Origin of the sequence: Pseudomonas sp. M1 (assembly GCF_022760135.1) — a bacterium.
GTDB classification, from domain to species: Bacteria; Pseudomonadota; Gammaproteobacteria; order Pseudomonadales; family Pseudomonadaceae; genus Pseudomonas; species Pseudomonas citronellolis.
The window spans coordinates 901,509-919,614 of sequence record NZ_CP094343.1 but is presented as its reverse complement, the minus strand read 5'-3'; the positions used below and the strand labels follow the sequence as shown (position 1 = coordinate 919,614).

Annotated in this window: 18 protein-coding genes; 5 read left to right on the top strand and 13 right to left on the bottom strand. The window is 70.8% G+C overall.

Going from position 1 to position 18,106, the window contains the following annotated elements; genetic code table 11:
• Positions 1-14: 14 nt before the first annotated feature.
• A complete protein-coding gene (locus tag PM1_RS04060) occupies positions 15-800 on the bottom strand; it encodes an MBL fold metallo-hydrolase (RefSeq protein WP_009615740.1) in 786 nt (261 codons plus the stop codon).
• A 71-nt stretch (positions 801-871) separates the two neighbouring features.
• Positions 872-1,768 (bottom strand): acyl-CoA/acyl-ACP dehydrogenase, encoded by an 897-nt coding sequence (locus PM1_RS04055; RefSeq protein WP_009615738.1) that lies wholly within the window; start codon positions 1,766-1,768, stop codon positions 872-874.
• A 143-nt stretch (positions 1,769-1,911) separates the two neighbouring features.
• Between PM1_RS04055 and olsB the strand changes: the two genes are divergently transcribed.
• A complete protein-coding gene (olsB, locus tag PM1_RS04050; protein ID WP_009615730.1) occupies positions 1,912-2,670 on the top strand; it encodes an L-ornithine N(alpha)-acyltransferase in 759 nt (252 codons plus the stop codon).
• Positions 2,670-3,434 (top strand): lysophospholipid acyltransferase family protein, encoded by a 765-nt coding sequence (locus PM1_RS04045; RefSeq protein WP_009615729.1) that lies wholly within the window; start codon positions 2,670-2,672, stop codon positions 3,432-3,434. Before olsB ends, PM1_RS04045 begins: the two co-directional genes overlap by 1 nt.
• Before the next feature lie 156 nt (positions 3,435-3,590).
• Here the strand turns inward: PM1_RS04045 and PM1_RS04040 are convergent, their stop codons facing one another.
• Complete coding sequence (locus PM1_RS04040) at positions 3,591-4,457, bottom strand: universal stress protein (protein WP_009615728.1); 867 nt, start codon at positions 4,455-4,457, stop codon at positions 3,591-3,593.
• Positions 4,458-4,508: 51 nt separating this feature from the next.
• Positions 4,509-5,123, bottom strand: a complete 615-nt coding sequence (locus PM1_RS04035; protein ID WP_009615727.1) for an acyl carrier protein phosphodiesterase — start codon at positions 5,121-5,123, stop codon at positions 4,509-4,511.
• A gap of 119 nt (positions 5,124-5,242) precedes the next feature.
• Between PM1_RS04035 and PM1_RS04030 the strand changes: the two genes are divergently transcribed.
• From PM1_RS04030 to dxs, 3 genes are all read left to right on the top strand, one after another.
• Entirely contained in the window at positions 5,243-5,485 is a 243-nt protein-coding gene (locus tag PM1_RS04030; protein ID WP_009615726.1) for an exodeoxyribonuclease VII small subunit, read from the top strand.
• Positions 5,482-6,369: a (2E,6E)-farnesyl diphosphate synthase gene (ispA, locus tag PM1_RS04025; protein WP_009615725.1), complete on the top strand. Its 888-nt coding sequence runs from the start codon at positions 5,482-5,484 to the stop codon at positions 6,367-6,369. The genes PM1_RS04030 and ispA overlap by 4 nt, the downstream gene beginning before the upstream one ends.
• A 583-nt stretch (positions 6,370-6,952) precedes the next feature.
• Positions 6,953-8,863, top strand: a complete 1,911-nt coding sequence (dxs, locus tag PM1_RS04020; protein ID WP_009615724.1) for a 1-deoxy-D-xylulose-5-phosphate synthase — start codon at positions 6,953-6,955, stop codon at positions 8,861-8,863.
• A 16-nt stretch (positions 8,864-8,879) separates the two neighbouring features.
• On the opposite strand, the gene PM1_RS04015 is transcribed toward dxs, so the two are convergent.
• From PM1_RS04015 to PM1_RS03970, 9 genes are all read right to left on the bottom strand, one after another.
• Positions 8,880-10,064, bottom strand: a complete 1,185-nt coding sequence (locus PM1_RS04015; protein ID WP_009615723.1) for an acetate/propionate family kinase — start codon at positions 10,062-10,064, stop codon at positions 8,880-8,882.
• Between the two features lie 98 nt (positions 10,065-10,162).
• A complete protein-coding gene (gene eutR / locus PM1_RS04010; protein ID WP_009615722.1) occupies positions 10,163-11,221 on the bottom strand; it encodes an HTH-type transcriptional regulator EutR in 1,059 nt (352 codons plus the stop codon).
• Between the two features lie 108 nt (positions 11,222-11,329).
• Complete coding sequence (locus tag PM1_RS31285; protein ID WP_009615720.1) at positions 11,330-11,878, bottom strand: BMC domain-containing protein; 549 nt, start codon at positions 11,876-11,878, stop codon at positions 11,330-11,332.
• Complete coding sequence (locus tag PM1_RS03995) at positions 11,878-13,233, bottom strand: 4Fe-4S dicluster domain-containing protein (protein WP_009615718.1); 1,356 nt, start codon at positions 13,231-13,233, stop codon at positions 11,878-11,880. Before PM1_RS03995 ends, PM1_RS31285 begins: the two co-directional genes overlap by 1 nt.
• Positions 13,230-13,718 (bottom strand): BMC domain-containing protein, encoded by a 489-nt coding sequence (locus PM1_RS03990; protein WP_009615716.1) that lies wholly within the window; start codon positions 13,716-13,718, stop codon positions 13,230-13,232. The genes PM1_RS03995 and PM1_RS03990 overlap by 4 nt, the downstream gene beginning before the upstream one ends.
• A 13-nt stretch (positions 13,719-13,731) precedes the next feature.
• A complete protein-coding gene (eutL, locus tag PM1_RS03985) occupies positions 13,732-14,391 on the bottom strand; it encodes an ethanolamine utilization microcompartment protein EutL (protein WP_009615714.1) in 660 nt (219 codons plus the stop codon).
• A gap of 25 nt (positions 14,392-14,416) precedes the next feature.
• Positions 14,417-15,298 (bottom strand): ethanolamine ammonia-lyase subunit EutC, encoded by an 882-nt coding sequence (gene eutC, locus PM1_RS03980; RefSeq protein ID WP_009615712.1) that lies wholly within the window; start codon positions 15,296-15,298, stop codon positions 14,417-14,419.
• A 10-nt stretch (positions 15,299-15,308) separates the two neighbouring features.
• Positions 15,309-16,670: an ethanolamine ammonia-lyase subunit EutB gene (locus PM1_RS03975; RefSeq protein ID WP_009615710.1), complete on the bottom strand. Its 1,362-nt coding sequence runs from the start codon at positions 16,668-16,670 to the stop codon at positions 15,309-15,311.
• A gap of 9 nt (positions 16,671-16,679) precedes the next feature.
• The gene (locus PM1_RS03970; RefSeq protein ID WP_009615708.1) at positions 16,680-18,098 is read right to left on the bottom strand and encodes an ethanolamine ammonia-lyase reactivating factor EutA; all 1,419 of its coding nucleotides are present in this window, start codon (positions 18,096-18,098) and stop codon (positions 16,680-16,682) included.
• Positions 18,099-18,106 lie beyond the last annotated feature (8 nt).

Here is an 18,106-nt window from a genome sequence, read left to right as displayed (position 1 = left end):
AATGGCGGACGGATTCAGCGCGGCACCTGGTAGTCGGCCGGGCCGAGCAGGTCCATGCCGCATTCCAGGCCGCTGATCCAGTCCAGGAAGGCGTCGATCATCGGCCGCCCGACGAAGGGCCGGCCGTGCTGCGGCACCATCATCTGCACGTCCAGGCCGCGCACCATGTCCGCCCACAGCCGGCACACCTTGTTGCTGGCCATGTAGCGGCGGTGGAAGCCGAGCATGTGCGGCAGGTGCTCGGCGAAGTCCTGCACCGGGCTGGCGTCGTCCACCAGGGAGGCGCCCATGTCGCCGGAGAAGAGGATGCGGCTGACCGGGTCGTAGATCTGGAAGTTGCCCACCGAGTGCAGGAAGTGCGCCGGCAGCACCTTCAGCTGGCAGCGCCCGAGGTTCAGCGACTGGCCGCGGTCGGGCACGGCGATGACGCGGTCGTAGGTGGAGATGCCGTGGCTGACCGCCAGGTAGCTGGCCGTCAGGTGCGGCAGGAAGCGCGCCCAGAGCTTGGAGCAGACGACCTTGGCGCGGGTGTGCAGCAGCCACTTGTCCAGCGCGGCGATGATGTCCGGGTCCTGGTGCGAGGCGAAGATGTAGTCCAGCTCCTGCAACGGCATCAGCTTCGACAGTTCCAGCGACAGCGGCGTGTAGGTCAGGTCGCCGCCCGGGTCGAGCAGCAGGTACTGGCCGTGGTCGACGATGAGGAACTGGTTGGACTGCACCCCGTCGCCACTGACGAGGTCGTCGAAGCACAGGCATTGGTGGGTGCCGTTGTCGAACAGCACTATGGGTTCGCGACGCATGGAGCTTCCTGCGGGTCATGCCGGTGGGGCGGCGGAATGTCGCGCAGGGTACCCAGGCGCGCGCGCCGGCCTCACTGACCTGGGTCAAGCCCCAGCGCCGCCCAGGCCTTGTCCAGGCGCCTGGCGCGGGCGCTGCCGCCAAGGGCGAGCACCGCGCGGTCGCGCTTCCACAGCTGCGCCCAATGCTCCGGGCCCTGGCCGATGGCGGCGTCCAGCGCCGGGGTCAGGGCGTCGAACTGGGCGAACAGGCCGCCCAGCAGCAGGTGCGTCGCCGTGTCGCCCACCGGGTGCCGCGCCACTTCGGCGCAGCCGGCCAGCAGCCCGGCTAGGCGCAGGGGCAACTCGCGCGGCCAGCGGCTGGCCAGGCCCACGCCGTACAGCCAGGCCAGCAGCGCGGCCATCACGTGCAGGTCTTCCAGGCCGCGGAACGGCTTGCTGTAGGCGTCCCAGCCGTCGCCCGGCAGGCGCTCGCAGTGGGCGCCCTCGAGGATCAGCCGGGCGTGGGGGATGTCGGGGATCAGCGGCATGGCCGGCATCGGCTCCAGGCGCGCGCCGGGGGCGCCGGCCAGCACCACGGTCATGGCCAGGCGCGGGGCCTCGCCGTCCGGCTCGTCGCGCGCGGCCACCAGGTACCAGGCGGCGCTGTCGGCGGCGGTGGCGAAGTCCTTGCGGCCATGCAGGGTCAGGCCGTCCAGGCGGGTGGCCAGGTCCGCCGGGCGCAGGCTCTTGCCCTCGCTGACGCAGAGCGCGCCCAGCCCGGCCGGAGCCGCCGGCCACAGGGCGCGCAGGGCCGCCTGGTAGCCGCCGAGGAAGGCCAGGCCGGGGGTGGCCGCCAGGCGCCCGGCGAGCACCGCCAGCTCCAGCGGCCCGGCGCCTGCGGCGCAGGCCAGCAGTTCGGCGTACCAGTCCTCCAGGGCCAGGCCGGCGGGCAGTGGCTCCAGCGGGCCGAGCAGGCGGTTCCAGGGCATGGGGCGATCCTCATCGGGGGGTGGTGTTGTCATACAAGCATCACGCCAGGGTCACAAGCGTGACACCGCCGCTTCCTAGCCTGAGCTTGCACAACAAAGGCGACCGGCCGCAACCCGCCTGGCCGGCCCATGGAGGCCTCCGCATGAGTCAGACCGCCCACGCCTGCGACACCCCGCGCGAAGAACGCCGCCTGAAGGCCGTGCGCCTGCGCGGCGCCCGCGCCCTGCGCGAAGCCCAGGCCCTGCGCTTCAGCGTGTTCAGCAGCGAATTCGAGGCACGCCTCAAAGGCGCCGAGCTCGGCCTGGACCTGGACGACTACGACAGCCACTGCCTGCACATCGGCGTGCGCGACCTGGCCAGCGGCGCCCTGGTGGCCACCACCCGCCTGCTCGACCACCGCGCCGCCGAGCGCCTGGGACGCTTCTACAGCGAAGAGGAATTCCACCTCGACGGCCTGGCCGAGCTGCAGGGCCCGGTGCTGGAGATCGGCCGCACCTGCGTCGACCCGGACTACCGCAACGGCGCCACCATCGCCGTGCTCTGGGGCGAGCTGGCCGAGGTGCTCAACGAGGGCGGCTACCGCTACCTGATGGGCTGCGCCAGCATCCCCATGCGCGACGGCGGCATCCAGGCCCTGGCGGTGATGCAGCGCCTGCGCGAGCGCTACCTGTGCCGCGAGAACCTGCGTGCCGAGCCGAAGACGCCGCTGCCGGCGCAGGAACTGCCGGACAACCTCACCGCCGAGCTGCCGCCGCTGCTCAAGGCCTACATGCGCCTGGGCGCGAAGATCTGCGGCGAGCCCTGCTGGGACCCGGACTTCCAGGTCGCCGACGTGTTCATCCTGCTCAAGCGCGACGAGCTGTGCCCGCGCTACGCCCGCCACTTCAAGGCGGCCGTGTGATGCGCGGCGCCTGGCGCATCGCCCGCCTGCTGGCGGTGATCGGCCTGGGCCTGGCGCTGGCCGCCGGGGTGGCGCTGCTCGAACGCCTGCCCGGCTACGACTGGACCGCGCTGCGCCAGAGCCTGACGCGCTGGTGGCTGGCGCGCCTGAGCCGCGCCCTGCCGCTGCGGGTGAAGGTCTATGGCGAGCTGCCCCGGCAGCCGGCGCTGTGGGTCAGCAACCACGTGTCCTGGCTCGACATCCCGCTGCTCGGCGCCCTGGCCCCGCTGACCTTCCTGTCCAAGGCCGAGGTGCGCCAGTGGCCGCTGGCCGGCTGGCTGGCGGAAAAGGCCGGCACCCTGTTCATCCGCCGCGGCTCGGGCGACGGCAGCCGCCTCGGCGAGCAGATCGCCGGGGCCCTGCAGCTGGGCCGCTCGACGCTGATCTTCCCGGAAGGCACCACCACCGACGGCCGCGGCCTGCGCAACTTCCACGGGCGCCTGCTGGCCGGCGCCATCCAGGCCGGGGTGCCGCTGCAGCCGGTGGCCCTGCGCTACCTGCGCGACGGCGAGCCGGACCACCTGGCGCCCTTCATCGGCGACGACGATCTGCTCAGCCACCTGCTGCGGCTGCTGCGCAACGAGCGCGGCTGCGTGGAAATCCACCTGCTCGCGCCGCTGCCCAGCCAGGGCCGCGACCGCGCCCAGCTGGCGCAGCAGGCCCATGCCGCCATCGGCACGGTGATCTACGGGGAAGTCGCTCGGGAGCAGGCGCTGGCCGCCTGAAAGAGCCTGAAAGAGAAAGTCGAACCTGCCGGGCGCCACGGCTGGCAGGTTCCGTCCCGGACGGCGGCGCAGGCTTGAACTCCAACCGGAAAGACCGGCGCCCGCCATTGGCGGGCGCCGTCGTTCCCTTGGCGCGCGGGCCTGCGCCGCGCCGTCCTACACGCCGGTTTCCGGCGGCACGACCAGGATGTCGCAATCCAGTTCGCGCAGGGCGTAGTCGGCGACACTGCCGATCAGGGCACGCTTGATCCCTCCCATGCCCCGGGTACCCATCACCAGCAGGTCCGGCCGGTGCTTTTCGGACATGCGCTCCAGCACGTTGCCCGGCAGGCCGACGGCGACCAGCTGTTCGTCGATCCAGGGTTCCAGTTGCTGGTCGCGCAGGAACGCCTTGAACTCGTCCACCGCCTGGCGCGTCTCGGTGCCGACGAACTCGTCGATGCGCTCCTCGCTGACCCCGGAGTACTGCATCATGCCCTTGGCCAGCGGGCTGAAGGCATAGATGGCGCGGCGCACCGCGCCCTGCAGCAGGCCCAGGCGCTCGGCGACGCGCACCGCGTTGGCCGAGGCCGGCGAGGTGTCCAGCGCCAGCAGCAGGTCGCGGTATTCGCCGACCGCCGGCTGGTTGACCATCAGCACCGGCAGCTTGCCGGCGCGCACCACGCGTTCCACCGTGGTGCCGACGAAGATGTCGCGCAGCACGCTCTTGCGGTGCGAGCCCATCACCAGCAGGTCGACGTCCTCCTCCAGCGCGCAACTGACGATCTTCTGGTTCGGGTCGCCGACCTCGACGCGGATGCGCGGGCAACCGCCGCCCAGGGCGGTGAGTTCGACCAGGCGCGCCTCCAGCAGCAGCCGGACCTGCGTCGCCTCCTGTTCGACCAGCGCCACCGGCTGGTCCTCGTCCACCACGCAGAGCACCGTCCACGGGCAGCCGAAGCGCTTGGCCAGGGCACCGGCGCGTTGCAGGGCCTTCTCCGAGCGCGAAGACAAATCCGTGGCGATCATCAATGATTTGAGCATGCTGCACCTCCCTCTCCGTCGTGGGTTCTATTGCATCCTTTCATGGCTTTCCTACGTTTGATGCATATCAAGCCGGGGGCGATCCCCAGGCAGATTGTCGCGCCGCCCGGCCAGCGCCAGCAGTTGCGGGTAGAACGCGCGGAAGTCGTCGCTCAGCGGCTGGTAGCGCTCGGCCAGTTCCTCCCAGGCGCCGTCCAGCAGGCCCGGGCGCGACAGCCGGCGGGCCATGCCGGCGAGCACGTCCTGCAGCACCGTGAACTCGCGGTAGCTGCCCAGCCAGTCCTGCGCCGCCATGCGCGGGGCGATGCGCGCCAGGCGCTCGGGCAACTGCGGGGTGGTGTTCAGTACACCATAGACGCGGCGGGTGAATTCGCTGAGCGGCTCGTTGCTGAATGTGTCCCAGTCCCGCGCCAGGCAATGGTCGAAGAACACGTCCAGCAGTACTCCCGCCAGGCGCCGCCGCTCGGCGGGAAAGCGCAACTTCGCCGCATGCACCAGCGGATGGCTGTCGGTGAAGGCATCGATGCGCCGGTGCAGGCGGATGGCCGCCTCGATGTCCGCCGGCCAGCGTCCGGCCAGCGGCCCCTTGACGAAATCGCCGTAGAGGCTGCCGAGCAACTGCGCCGGCTGCGAACCGCCGAGGTGGAGATGGGCGAGGTAGTTCATGGCCCAAGCTTAGCGCGAAACCTCGGCCGCCGGGATGCCGGGCAAGGCCCGCGGATTTGCCCGCAAGGCCCGTCTCTGCTAGTGTCGCCGGGTTCCGAATACCCCGCCGAGATGTCCCCATGGCCCGCAAGAAAGCCGTCGATTTCGAACAGTCCCTCGCCGAACTGCAAACCCTGGTGGAACGCCTGGAGAGCGGTGAACTGTCCCTGGAGGACTCGCTCGGCGCCTTCGAGCAGGGCATCCGCCTGACCCGCGAATGCCAGGCGGCGCTGAGCCAAGCCGAGCAGAAGGTGCAGGTGCTGCTGGAGCGCGACGGCGAGCTGAGCGAGGCGCCGTTCGACAGCGAAGGCGAAGACGCATGATCGCCGCCTACCAGGCGCGCTGCCAGGCGCGCGTAGACGCCGCCCTGGAAACCCTGTTCACCCCGCCCCGCGAAGACCTCCAGCGCCTCTACCGGGCCATGCGCTACAGCGTGGTCAACGGCGGCAAGCGCGTGCGCCCGCTGCTGGCCTACGCCGCCTGCGAAGCCCTCGGCGGCGACCCCGCCCGGGCCGACGGTGCGGCCTGCGCGGTGGAGCTGATCCACGCCTACTCACTGGTCCACGACGACCTGCCGGCGATGGACGACGACGACCTGCGCCGCGGCCAGCCGACCACCCACATCGCCTTCGACGAGGCCTGCGCCATCCTCGCCGGCGACGGCCTGCAGGCGCTGGCCTTCGAAGTGCTGGCCGAGGCTCGGCTGAACCCGCAGGACGCCGAGACGCGCCTGGCCATGGTCACCGCCCTGGCCCGCGCCGCCGGTTCCGCCGGCATGGTCGGCGGCCAGGCCATCGACCTCGAGGCGGTGGGCCGCAGGATCGACCAGGCGGCCCTGGAAACCATGCACCGGCACAAGACCGGCGCGCTGATCGAAGCCAGCGTGCGCCTCGGCGCCCTGGCCAGCGGCCAAGCCGACGCCGAGCGCCTGGAAGCCCTGGCCCGCTACGCCGGGGCCATCGGCCTGGCGTTCCAGGTGCAGGACGACATCCTCGACGTGGAAAGCGACACGGCCACCCTGGGCAAGACCCAGGGCAAGGACCAGGCCCACGACAAACCCACCTACCCCGCCCTGCTTGGCCTGGAAGCCGCCAAGACCTACGCCCTGGCCCTGCGCGACCAGGCCCTGGCGGCCCTGGAAGGCTTTGGCGAGGGCGCCGAGCCGCTGCGGGAGCTGGCTCGCTATATCGTCGAGCGGCGTAGCTGAGGAGTCGGCGGTACGGGCCAGGCGGCGAGGTGTCGGCGAAGTCCGCAACCCTCACCCCAGCCCTCTCCCAGAGGGAGAAGGGGCCGTTCGGCGTGGGTGGATAACACAGCGTCAGCCGGCAGGTTCCGCGGTTATGCGCCGTAGGCCAATTGTACCGGGACGCCCGGTGTGGCCGGTGAGTCCGCTCCTATGGTTCCAGGAAGCACGGCTTTTCGTAGGATGGCGTTGAGCGAAGCGATACCCATCAGCGCAACCGCATGGGTTTCGCAAGCTCAACCCATCCTACGAAGAGCACCTCGGCGCAAGACAGTTGCTCCTACGGTTCAGGGAAGCACGAACGTAGGAGCGGACTCCGTCCGCGATTCGGCGCATAACGCCGCACGGATTTCCAGAGAAACATCCGCGTGCATAGAAGGCCAAGCGCTCTGGCCCAAGGCCCACAGGCAAAACCAGCCCCGCCCCACAGGAACGACCGCAAGAAAACCACCCCCTCCCCCAACCAAACAGCACCCCCACCTTGCTTGGGCCTGTCAGAAGCATCAGGTAAACTGCCGCATCTTTGCCTCTCATAACGATCAGCCTGATGCCCACGACGTTCCACGAGATCCCCCGCGAGCGCCCCGCCACCCCCCTGCTCGACCGCGCCAACACGCCGGTCGAGCTGCGCCGGCTGGGCGAGGCGGAGCTCGTCAGCCTCGCCGACGAACTGCGCCAGTACCTGCTCTACAGCGTCGGCCAGACCGGCGGCCACTTCGGCGCCGGCCTGGGGGTGATCGAGCTGACCATCGCCCTGCACTACGTCTTCGACACCCCGGACGACCGCCTGGTGTGGGACGTCGGCCACCAGGCCTACCCGCACAAGATCCTCACCGGCCGCCGCGAGCGCATGGGCACCCTGCGCCAGAAGGACGGCCTGGCCGCCTTCCCGCGGCGCTCGGAGAGCGAGTACGACACCTTCGGCGTCGGCCATTCCAGCACCTCCATCAGCGCCGCGCTGGGCATGGCCATCGCCGCGCGCATGCAGGGCTCGGGGCGCAAGTCGGTGGCGGTGATCGGCGACGGCGCACTGACCGCCGGCATGGCCTTCGAGGCGCTGAACCACGCCTCCGACGTGCAGGCCGACATGCTGGTGATCCTCAACGACAACGACATGTCGATCTCGCACAACGTCGGCGGCCTGTCCAACTACCTGGCCAAGATCCTCTCCAGCCGCACCTACAGCAGCATGCGCGAAGGCAGCAAGAAGGTGCTCTCGCGCCTGCCCGGCGCCTGGGAGATCGCCCGCCGCACCGAGGAATACGCCAAGGGCATGCTGGTCCCCGGCACCCTCTTCGAGGAGCTGGGCTGGAACTACATCGGCCCGATCGACGGCCACGACCTGCCCACGCTGATCGCCACCCTGCGCAACATGCGCGACCTCAAGGGCCCGCAGTTCCTCCACGTGGTGACCAAGAAGGGCAAGGGCTTCGCCCCGGCCGAGGCCGACCCCATCGGCTACCACGCCATCACCAAGCTGGAGCCGGCCGGCGCCGCGCCGAAGAAGGCCGGCGGGCCGAAATACTCCAACGTCTTCGGCCAGTGGCTGTGCGACATGGCGTCGCAGGACCCGCGCCTGGTCGGCATCACCCCGGCGATGAAGGAAGGCTCCGATCTGGTGGCCTTCGCCGAGCGCTTCCCGGAGCGCTACTTCGACGTCGCCATCGCCGAGCAGCACGCCGTGACCCTCGCCGCCGGCATGGCCTGCGACGGCATCAAGCCGGTGGTGGCGATCTACTCCACCTTCCTGCAGCGCGGCTACGACCAGCTGATCCACGACGTCGCGGTGCAGAACCTCGACGTGCTCTTCGCCATCGACCGCGCCGGCCTGGTCGGCGAGGACGGCCCGACCCACGCCGGCAGCTTCGACCTTTCCTACCTGCGTTGCATCCCCGGCATGCTGGTGATGACCCCCAGCGACGAGGACGAACTGCGCAAGCTGCTGACCACCGGCTACCTGTTCCAGGGCCCGGCGGCGGTGCGCTATCCGCGCGGCAGCGGGCCGAACACCCCGATCGACCCGACGCTTGCGCCGGTGGAGATCGGCAAGGGCGTGCTGCGCCGCCAGGGCAAGGCCGGCAAGGTCGCCATCCTGGCCTTCGGCGTGCAACTGGCCGAGGCCCTGCAGGTGGCCGAGCGCTTCGACGCGACCGTCGCCGACATGCGCTTCGTCAAACCGCTGGACGAAGCCCTGGTGCGTGAGCTGGCCGACAGCCACGAGCTGCTGGTGACAATCGAAGAAAACGCCGTGATGGGCGGCGCCGGCGCCGCGGTCGGCGAGTTCCTCGCCCGCGAGAACCGCCAGCAGCCGCTGCTGCACCTGGGCCTGCCGGACTACTACGTGGAGCACGCCAAGCCGGCGCAGATGCTCGCCGAATGCGGCCTGGACGCCGCCGGCATCGAGCGCGCCATCGCCGAGCGCCTGGCCCTGCTGGCCACCCCCGCGCCCGAGGCCTGAGCCCCGGCGCGCGGCGTCAGCCCAGCAGCGCCAGCGTGTCCAGGGCGATCATGCGTTCCTCGGCGGTGGGCACCACCAGCACCCGCGGCGAGCCGGGCCGGTGGATTTCCCGGCAGCGGCCGCCCACGCAGGCCGCGTTGGCCGCCTCGTCGACGGCGAAGCCGAGGAACCCCAGGTGGGCCAGGGTCCTGGCGCGCACCAGCACCGAGTTCTCGCCGATCCCGCCGGTGAACACCAGGCCGTCGATGCGCGGCATGGCGCAGCCCATCGCCGCCAGGGACTTGGCCAGGCGGTAGCAGAACACCTCGATGGCCAGGGCCGCGCCCGCGTGGCCCCGGGCGCGCGCCTGTTCCAGGGTGCGCATGTCGTTGGACAGGCCCGACAGGCCGAGCAGGCCGCTGTCTTCGTTGAGCATCCTGTCGACTTCCTCGATGGTCCAGCCCAGGCTGCGGATCAGGTGGCCGTGCAGGTTGGGGTCGACGTCGCCGCTGCGCGTGCCCATCACCAGACCCTCCAGCGGCGTCATGCCCATGCTGGTGTCGCGGCTGCGGCCGTTGACGATGGCGCAGGTGGAGCAGCCGTTGCCCAGGTGCGCCGACAGCCAGCAGCTGTCCTCCGGCGGCAGGCCGCACAGGGTGGCGGCGCACTGGCTGACGTAGCGGTGGCTGGTGCCGTGGAAGCCGTAGCGGCGCACGCCGAAATGCCGGTACAGCCTTTCCGGCAGGGCGTAGCGGTAGGCGTGCTCGGGCAGGCTCTGGTGGAAGGCGGTGTCGAACACCGCCACCTGCGGCAGCTGCGGGTACAGCGCCAGGGCCGCCTCGATGCCGGCCAGGGCGCCGGGGTTGTGCAGCGGCGCCAGGGCGACGGTGTCGCGGATGTTCTGCATGACCTGCGGGTCGATGCGGCAGGCCTGGCTGAAGTGCTCGCCGCCATGCACCACGCGGTGGCCGATGCCTTGCAGGCGCCCTTCGGCGGCTACCTGCACCAGCGGCAGCAGGCGCGCCAGGGCCTGGCGGTGGTCGGCGTTCGGCAGGGCGAGGTCGACGCGGCCGCCGGCGTCGACGATGCGCAAGCTGGCCTGGGGCGTGCCCAGGCATTCGACGATGCCGCTGGCGCGGAACTCGGGGGCGCTTTCGTCGACCAGGGCGAACTTGATCGACGAACTGCCGCAGTTGATGACGAGGATGCTTCGGTCGGACATGGAAGGGTTTCCTGCAAAACAAGGGAGAGCCCGGCGCGCCACGCCGCCCCGGACCGCGAAGGGCCGGGCGCGGGCGCGCCGGGGAGAAGAGGTGCGGCCTACCAGGCCGCGCTCAGGCGTTCGCGGTTGGCCAGGGTGGCCGAGGGCCGCTCGCCGAAGAGTCGCTGGTAGTCGCGCCCGAACTGCCCCATGTGCCAGAAGCCCCAGGCCATGGCGGCGTCCTGCACGGTCGCGTAGGGCGAGTGGGGGCTGCCCAGCTCGCGGTGCACGGCGTTCAGGCGCACGGCCTTGAGGTAGTGGATGGGGCTGCGCCCGAGCACGTCCAGGAAGCAGTTGCGCAGCGTGCGCTGGCTGACGTGCAGGAGCCGGCAGAGCTCCAGCGCGCTCACTGGCCGGCTGGGGTTGTCCAGCACGTATTCGCGCGCCCGGGCGACCACCCAGTGCTTGCGCAGCAGGGTGCGGGAGCAGGCGTGGCGCGCAGGTTCTGCGCCCTGCAACAGGTCCAGCAGGCAGAGCAGCAGGTCGTGGTTCAGCTGCCGCGCCACCGCGGGCTCGCGCAGGCTCAGCGGCTCGACCTGGGCCAGCGCCAGCGCGGCGCGCATGAAGTCGCACAGGCGCCGCCGGGCGCCGGGCTCGACCTGCAGCAGGCGCGACTCATCCAGCAGCAGGCCGAGGTGGCGCAGTTCCTCCAGCTCCAGGTGCTCCAGCAACGCCTCGCGCTCCACCACCAGGCCGAGGATGTTGTAGTCGTCCGGGGTGCTCAGCTCGAACTCGCGGCCGCCCGGGCGCACGGCGATGGCCTGGGCGTCGATGCAGTCGCGGCCGATGTAGCCGACGTCCTTGTCGCCGTAGGGGATGCCGAACCAGAAGGCGCCGGGCCAGACCATGCAGGACTGGTGCAGCGCGTGGCTGGTGTATTCGCGGAAGAACTGCAGGCCGTCGAGCCAGACCTCGGTCAGCTCGCCGCGGAAGGGCCCGGGGTCGAGCTGGTCGTAGAGCTGCTGCCAGGCGGTGATGTTGCAGGCGTGGGCGTAGACGTCGCGGGTCTGCCGCCGACGCACGCCGTCGCAGTGGCCCAGGGGTTCGTCCAGCCTGCCCGACGTGTCGTCGCACGCCCAGAGGTGATGCAGATCGATTGCGCTTTTCTTGTCCGACATGACGTCTTGCCCGATAACTTCAGGGACCCGCGCGAGCGGGTCGGGTTTCGTCATGCAAGGCACGGTCAAGTGGGTGCTCTATGGCTACCTCACACTGTGGAGAATTGCTCAGAGCAGGTGTTGCCACAGGTCAAGGTGCGGCCTGGGCACGGTCATGCCGTGGACCAGCAGCCCCTTTTCCCCGGCGCTGGCGCAGGCCACCCGCACCGCCGCCTCCACGTCGGCGACCTCGCCGGTCAGCACCAGGTAGCACTTGCCGCCGATGCCGAAGGCCATGTGCACGCGCACCAGGGTGACGTTGGCCGCCTTCACCGCGGCGTCGGCGGCCTCGATGCAGGCCGCCACGCTGAAGGTTTCCACCACCCCCAGCGCGCGCGGCCGCTCCACCGGGTTGACGCCGCTGATGGCCGGCAGTACCGACTCGTGGATGTTCGCCAGGACGAACTGGTCCACCAGCATCTGCCCGCCCTCGGCCGCGCCGGCCTGCACCGCCTGGCGCACCGCGGCGACCTCGCCGCCGACCATGGCGATGTACTTGCCGGGGCAGATGGTCTTGGCCGCCAGCAACTGCACGTCGGCGCTCTTCAGCATCAGGTCGGCGAGCTGCACGCCGCGGGCGATGCTGGTCAGTTCGATCAAACCTATGGCGTGGTGCATCAGGCTTCTCCTGGCGGGTTGGCGACGAGGCGGACGTGGCTGTCGCCGACCTCCGCCACGCGGCCGGCAATGCTGGCGTGCAGGGGCACACCGAGTTGTCCTTCGGGCGCTTCGGCGATGCACTCGCCCAGCGCCACCTGCTGGCCCACCACGACGCAGGGCCGGGCGGCCACGCCGATGTGCTGGCGCAGCGCCAGGCGCACCTCGGCGGGATGATGTTCCTGCGCCAGCAATGGCGCCTTGTGGTTATAGGCCTGCAACTCCAGGCGCGAGACCAGCCGGCTGACCGGCAGCAGGCGGTATTCGGCCATGGGGTCGGCGCCGCGCAGTTCGCCCTGGTAGCGGGCGCCCTCTTCGCGCAGGCGGGCCTTGAGCGCCTGGTTCAGGCGCATCGGCGAAATCTCCACCGGGCAGGCGTAGGCCTCGCAGATGCCGCATTCGGAGCAGGTCAGCGCCGACAACAGCACGCTGGGCTGGGCGACGTGCTGGTAGTTGGTGGCGCGCACGATCAGGTGCGGCGGCAGCTCGTGGCCGATCATGTGCCGCGGGCACAGCTCGGTGCACAGCGTGCACTGCTCGCACACCGAGCGGGCCATGGCCAGCACCGAGTCCATGCTCTGCCGGCGGCGGCGCACCAGCAGGTGGTCGTCCGGCAGCACCAGCAGGCCGCCGGTGGTCTTGCTGACCGGTTCGTCGAGGTCGTCCAGCAGGCGCCCCATCATCGGCCCGCCGTTGATGAAGGCCGGGCGCTCCAGGGTGCTGCCGCCGGCTAGGGCCAGGGCCTCGCGCAACGGCGTGCCCAGCGGCAGGCTGAGGGTCAGCGGCTGGCGCACCGCGCCGTTCACGGTCAGGGTGCGGTGGGTCACCGGTTGCTGCCGTTCCACCGCGCGGCCGACGTTGATCAGCGTCTGCACGTTGCTCACCACCACGCCGATGGCCAGCGGCAACGCCGCCGGCGGCACGCGCCGGCCGGTGGCCAGCCAGATGGTGATGACCTCGTCGCCGGCCGGGTAGACGTCCGGCAGTATGTGCAGGCGCACGTGCTCGGGCAGCAGCGGCTGCAGGCGCTCGATGGCCGCGCGGTACTTGGCCTTGAGGGCGATGATGCCCTCCTTCGCGCCGGTGGCGGCCATGCCGTGGAGCAGGCCCTTGAGCAGCCATTCGGCCTGTTCCACGGCGAGCTGCTGGTCGACCTTGAGCAGGGGCTCGCACTCGGCGCCGTTGACCAGGTAGATCTCCGCCTGGGCCTTAAGCTTGACGTGGGTCGGGAAGCCCGCGCCGCCCGCCCCCACCACGCCGGCGGCGAACACCCGGCGGCGGATTTCCCCGGCGTCCAGGGCCTCGACGGCGATCATCGCGGCGCCCCTCCCGGCAGGCGGTAACGGCTACTGCGGCGGCGCAGCCGGCCCTGGGCGAAGAGGCCTTCCAGCCAGGCCCGGGCCTGGGCCACCGGGATGTCGAAGGCCGCCGCCACCTCGCTGGCGCTGTAGCCGTGCTTGCGCCGGGCGAGCAGGCCGAGCAGCGCCTCCTGCGGGGCCGCCGCCGAGGCCGGGCCCTGCCCGGCGTCCAGCAGGCTGCCCAGCAGGTAGGCGGTGTCGTCTTCCGGGCGGCCGATCTCCTTGCGGCCGACCAGGCAGCCGCGCCGGCTGGCCAGCGCCGCGCCGGCGTCCAGCGCGGCGCGGCAGGCGGCCAGGTCGCCCTCCACCACCAGGGTGACCAGCGCCGGATTGGTCACGGCCTGGCGCAGCAGGCGCACCGACGCCGCCTTGAGCATGGCATCGGCGGCCTCTATGCCGCAGGCCAGGCCCCTGACTTCCAGCAGGCCCAGGGCATCGATCATGGCGCTCACCTCCTCAGGCCCGCTGGATGGGATTGCGGGCGATCTCCAGCACCGCCTCGGAGAAGGCGTTGCAGGCGGCGCGGCAGGCCGCCTGGCTGCCGGCGAGGAAGGCCGCCGAGTAGTTGGTTTCCGAGGGCGGCGGCACGTAGGTCACCAGTTGCACGTCGGCGGCCTTGAGCGCGGCGTCGATGCCGTAGGTGGCCTCCAGCGGCGGCGCCACCAGGTAGGCGATGGGGTCGCCCAGGGCGATGCCGGCGCCGGCCGACAGGTAGCTGCCGGTGCGCGACACCACGTGGGCGAGGAAGGCCACGCTGTGGGCGTCGTCGGCCCAGCGGAAGCTCGGGCCGGCCTCGATCACCTCGTTCATGGCGTCGAGCCCGGCGCGCACCTCGGCGGGGTTGGGGCCGCCGAGCATGATCAGCACCTCGCCGGCGGTGGACGAAGGCCCGTTGGCCGCCCCGGCGTACAGCGAGCGGCCGTACACCACTTCCACCTGGGCCTGCTTGGTGGCCTCGTCGGCGGCGATGTAGGCGACGTCGTCGGAGTCGACGCTGATCAGCCCGAGGCTGCGGATGTGCTCGCCCACTTTCAGCTCGCGGCGGAAGTCTTCCTGCAACGAGGCGATCAGGCGCATGGCCGTGACGCTCGGTTTGATCGGATCGAGAATGCTCATGTCGGGTTGCTCCTCAGCAATGGGCTCAGCGGTTCAGGGCGATGCCGGAGGCCTGCTTCTCCAGCATCCGCCGGGCCAGGTCGACGATCACCGCCGCCGCCTCCACCGGCGGCGTGCCGCCGCGGTGGATGTTCGAGATACAGGTGCGGTCGGCTTCCACTGTGCCGGCCAGGGTCGGCTTGTACACCGCGTAGCAGGACAGGCTCTCGGACTGGCCCAGGCCGGGGCGCTCGCCCACCAGCAGGATCACCACCTGGGCGCCGAGCAGTTCGCCGATCTGGTCCTCGACCTTGACCCGCCCGTAGCGCACGAAGAACGGCGTGCCGATGTCCAGCCCGGCGTTCTTCAGGCCCTCCAGCAGGGGCGGGAGGATTTCCTGGAAGTTCACCGTCACCGCGTCGGTGGACAGGCCGTCGGAGATCACCACCTGCACCTGCGGGTTCTTCTTGCACTCGGCGAGCAGGGTCGCCACCGCCTTTTCGCTGAGGCGGCGGCCCATGTCCGGGCGGGTCAGGTACTGGTCCTTGGTGTCGATTTCCGACTGCACTTCCAGCAGGCCCTGCTGGGCCACCCACTCGGCGGGCACCTCCTTGAGCACGGTGTCCTTGGAGCGCGAGTGGTCGGCGAGGAAGCGCAGCAGCGCCTGGGTGCGCGGGCGCACGCCGGCGCGGCCCAGGCACACCCGCGCGGCGGTGGCCTTGCGGAATTCCTCCAGCACCTCGGGGCGCTGCGGGGCCTGGACGCCGATCCACTGACGGGCCTGTTCCGAGCCCAGGTCCCAGGCGCACAAGCCCTCTTCCACAGCGCTCGGCGCCGCTGCCGGAACGTCAGGCGCCGCCGGCGCGGGGCGGGCCTGGAGTTCATTCAATACCGAACGGACGATGTCCTCGATCTGCTGCTGATGCATGTCGCTTCCCTCAGAAGAAAATGGATGGATCGCCGGCGCGGGCGGTCAGCCGGCCGTCGCTCATCAGGCCCATGCGTTCGAGCCAGCGCTCGAACTCCGGCGCCGGGCGCAGGCCCAGCAGTTGGCGGATGGTGGCGGTGTCGTGGAAGGCGTTGGTCTGGTAATTGAGCATGATGTCGTCGCCCATCGGCATGCCGATGATGAAGTTGCAGCCGGCGGTGGCGAGCAGGATCATCAGGTTCTCGTTGGAGTTCTGGTCGGCGTCGGCGTGGTTGGTGTAGCAGCAGTCGCAGCCCATGGAGATGCCGCTGAGCTTGCCCATGAAGTGGTCTTCCAGGCCGGCGCGGATGATCTGGCGGTCGTTGTACAGGTACTCCGGGCCGATGAAGCCGACCACGGTGTTGACCATGAAGGGGTCGAAGTGCCGGGCCAGGCCGTAGTTGCGCGCTTCCATGGTCAACTGGTCGGCGCCGTAGTGGGCGCCGGCGGACAGCGCCGAGCCCTGGCCGGTCTCGAAGTACAGGCAGTTGGGCCCGGCGATGCGGTTGTACTCGGCGCCCACCGCGCGCGCCTCCTCGAGCATCTCCAGCTCCACGCCGAACTCGCGCAGGCCCTTCTCGCTGCCGCAGATGCTCTGGAAGATCAGCCCGCCCGGCGCGCCGCGGCGGATCGCCTCCATCTGCGTGGTGACGTGGGCCAGCACGCAGCCCTGGGTGGGGATGGCGAACTTGTCGATGGCCTCGTACACGGTGTGCAGCACGCGGGTGAGGTTCTCGACGTTGTCGGTCACCGGGTTGACGCCGATCACCGCGTCGCCGATGCCGTAGGACAGGCCCTCGTACATCTGCGCGGCGATGCTCTGCACGTCGTCGCGGGTGTCGTTGGGTTGCAGGCGCGCGCTGAAGCGGCCGGGCAGGCCCATGGTGTTGTTGGCCTTCTTCACCACCGGCATGCGCTTGGCGGCGTAGATCAGGTCGGCGTTGGAGCAGATCTTCGCCACCGCCGCCACCACCTCGGAACTCAGGCCCTTGCGCAGGAAGGCGATGTCGTCGGCGCCGGTGTCGTCGGCGAGGATGTATTCGCGCAGCTCGCCGATGCGCCACTGGGCGATGCGCCCGTAGGCGCTCTCGTTGATGCCGTCCTGGATCAGCCGGGTGACGCTGTCCTCCTCGTAGGGGATCACCGGGTTCATGCGCACGTCGGCCACCGTCAGCTCCGACAGCACCTGCTTGGCCGCCACCCGCTCCTGGGCGGTGCCCGCCGCCACGCCGGCGAGCACGTCGCCCGAGCGCGGTTCGTTGGCCTTGGCCAGGACCTCCTTGACGTCCTTGAACTGATAGGTCTTGCCGAACAACTGGGTCTTGAGTTTCATCACACCACCTCAGGAAGGGAAAGCCAGTGACTTGACGGTGACCGGAAGGATCTCGCCGTCGAACAACGGGCTGCCGATATCGATGTAGTCGCCATCGCTGGTCGCCACCTCGTCGATGACCGCCAGGGCGCGGCCGGCCAGGCGCGGCTGCAGGAGCATGCCTAGGACCTTGCCGAGGTCCTGGGCGGCCACCACCAGCAACGGATGGGCTTGGGATTCATGGCGCTGGAAGCCGGCGAGTTCTTCCACGCAGCGCTGGATGGCCCGGTAGGCCACCGGCAGGTCCGCCGGCAGGGCCAGGGCGTAGAGGTCTTCGTCGGCGCGCAGGTCCATGCGCAGCAGGTTCTGCCGCCAGCCGTCGGCGAGGCCCGCGCCCTGGCCGGCGGCCCAGTCGGTCGCGCAGGGCACCACCGGCACGTTGCGCATCGGCAACTGCATTTCGCGCAGCCAGATGGTGCTGCCGGACAGCGACAGGCTGTGGGCGCCGGCGCCGATCACCGTGGCGCGCACGGTCTGCTTCGGCTCGGCCAGCGGCAGGCGCTGGAAGCCGGGGTCCTCGTGCAGCGCCGCGGCCAGCAGCGGGCCGATGTCGCCGAAGCGGAACGGCGCCTGCTCCGCGCCGTGGTAGAAGCATTCGCCGACGCCGCCGGAGAGGGTCAGCGCCTGCAGCCGGCCCACCGCCGGCAGCGGCTCGGTCATCAACAGTTCCCGGGCCAGCGGCGAAAGCGCGCCGTCGATCACTTCGTAGAGCAGCGCCGCCATGCGCCGCGCCACCGTGCGCAGTTGCTCGCTGGACAGCGCCTGCGGCTCGCCACCGAACAGCTCGCGGCAGATCGCCCGCGCCGGCCCGTGCAGGCGCAGCAGCGCGCCGCGGCTGTCGGTTTCCACCAGGCGCCCGCCGACGTTCAGGCAGGCCGAACCGATCACCCGGCCGGCCTCGAACAGCACGTAGTTGGCGGTGCCGCCGCCGATGTCGATGTTCAGCACCCGCCCGGCGCAGGCGGCGGACAGCTCCGCCGCGCCGGCGCCGCGCCCGGCGATGACCGATTCCAGGTGCGGCCCGGCGCTGGCGACCACGAAGTCGCCCAGCCGCTCGGCCAGGCGCAGCACCGCCGGGCGGGCGTTGCGCGCCTTGGAGGTCTCGCCGGTGATGATGATGGCGCCGGACTCCACCTGCGCGGGCTCCAGGCCCGCGGCGCGGTACTGTTCGAGGATGAAGGCGAGCAGCTCGTCCTCGCGCAGGTGGCCCTCGAAGTCGATCGGGGTGAAGGCCACCGGGCTGACGTAGGTGACCTCCCGCGCGGCGAACTCGTAGTGCGGCACCTGGGACAGCGAGGCACGGTTGACCAGCACCAGGCGCGAGAAGATCACCTGGGTGGTGGTGGTGCCGACGTCGATGCCGACGCTGCGCAGCTCGCGCCTGCTCATGGCCGCGC

Excerpts from the sequence above, each read along its gene's own strand:
- PM1_RS04060 (WP_009615740.1), bottom strand. The coding sequence starts at position 800 with ATGCGTCGCGAACCCATAGTGCTGTTCGACAACGGCACCCACCAATGC.
- PM1_RS04055 (WP_009615738.1), bottom strand. The coding sequence starts at position 1,768 with ATGCCCTGGAACCGCCTGCTCGGCCCGCTGGAGCCACTGCCCGCCGGC.
- olsB (WP_009615730.1), top strand. The coding sequence starts at position 1,912 with ATGAGTCAGACCGCCCACGCCTGCGACACCCCGCGCGAAGAACGCCGC.
- PM1_RS04045 (WP_009615729.1), top strand. The coding sequence starts at position 2,670 with ATGCGCGGCGCCTGGCGCATCGCCCGCCTGCTGGCGGTGATCGGCCTG.
- PM1_RS04040 (WP_009615728.1), bottom strand. The coding sequence starts at position 4,457 with ATGCTCAAATCATTGATGATCGCCACGGATTTGTCTTCGCGCTCGGAG.
- PM1_RS04035 (WP_009615727.1), bottom strand. The coding sequence starts at position 5,123 with ATGAACTACCTCGCCCATCTCCACCTCGGCGGTTCGCAGCCGGCGCAG.
- PM1_RS04030 (WP_009615726.1), top strand. The coding sequence starts at position 5,243 with ATGGCCCGCAAGAAAGCCGTCGATTTCGAACAGTCCCTCGCCGAACTG.
- ispA (WP_009615725.1), top strand. The coding sequence starts at position 5,482 with ATGATCGCCGCCTACCAGGCGCGCTGCCAGGCGCGCGTAGACGCCGCC.
- dxs (WP_009615724.1), top strand. The coding sequence starts at position 6,953 with ATGCCCACGACGTTCCACGAGATCCCCCGCGAGCGCCCCGCCACCCCC.
- PM1_RS04015 (WP_009615723.1), bottom strand. The coding sequence starts at position 10,064 with ATGTCCGACCGAAGCATCCTCGTCATCAACTGCGGCAGTTCGTCGATC.
- eutR (WP_009615722.1), bottom strand. The coding sequence starts at position 11,221 with ATGTCGGACAAGAAAAGCGCAATCGATCTGCATCACCTCTGGGCGTGC.
- PM1_RS31285 (WP_009615720.1), bottom strand. The coding sequence starts at position 11,878 with ATGCACCACGCCATAGGTTTGATCGAACTGACCAGCATCGCCCGCGGC.
- PM1_RS03995 (WP_009615718.1), bottom strand. The coding sequence starts at position 13,233 with ATGATCGCCGTCGAGGCCCTGGACGCCGGGGAAATCCGCCGCCGGGTG.
- PM1_RS03990 (WP_009615716.1), bottom strand. The coding sequence starts at position 13,718 with ATGATCGATGCCCTGGGCCTGCTGGAAGTCAGGGGCCTGGCCTGCGGC.
- eutL (WP_009615714.1), bottom strand. The coding sequence starts at position 14,391 with ATGAGCATTCTCGATCCGATCAAACCGAGCGTCACGGCCATGCGCCTG.
- eutC (WP_009615712.1), bottom strand. The coding sequence starts at position 15,298 with ATGCATCAGCAGCAGATCGAGGACATCGTCCGTTCGGTATTGAATGAA.
- PM1_RS03975 (WP_009615710.1), bottom strand. The coding sequence starts at position 16,670 with ATGAAACTCAAGACCCAGTTGTTCGGCAAGACCTATCAGTTCAAGGAC.
- PM1_RS03970 (WP_009615708.1), bottom strand. The coding sequence starts at position 18,098 with ATGAGCAGGCGCGAGCTGCGCAGCGTCGGCATCGACGTCGGCACCACC.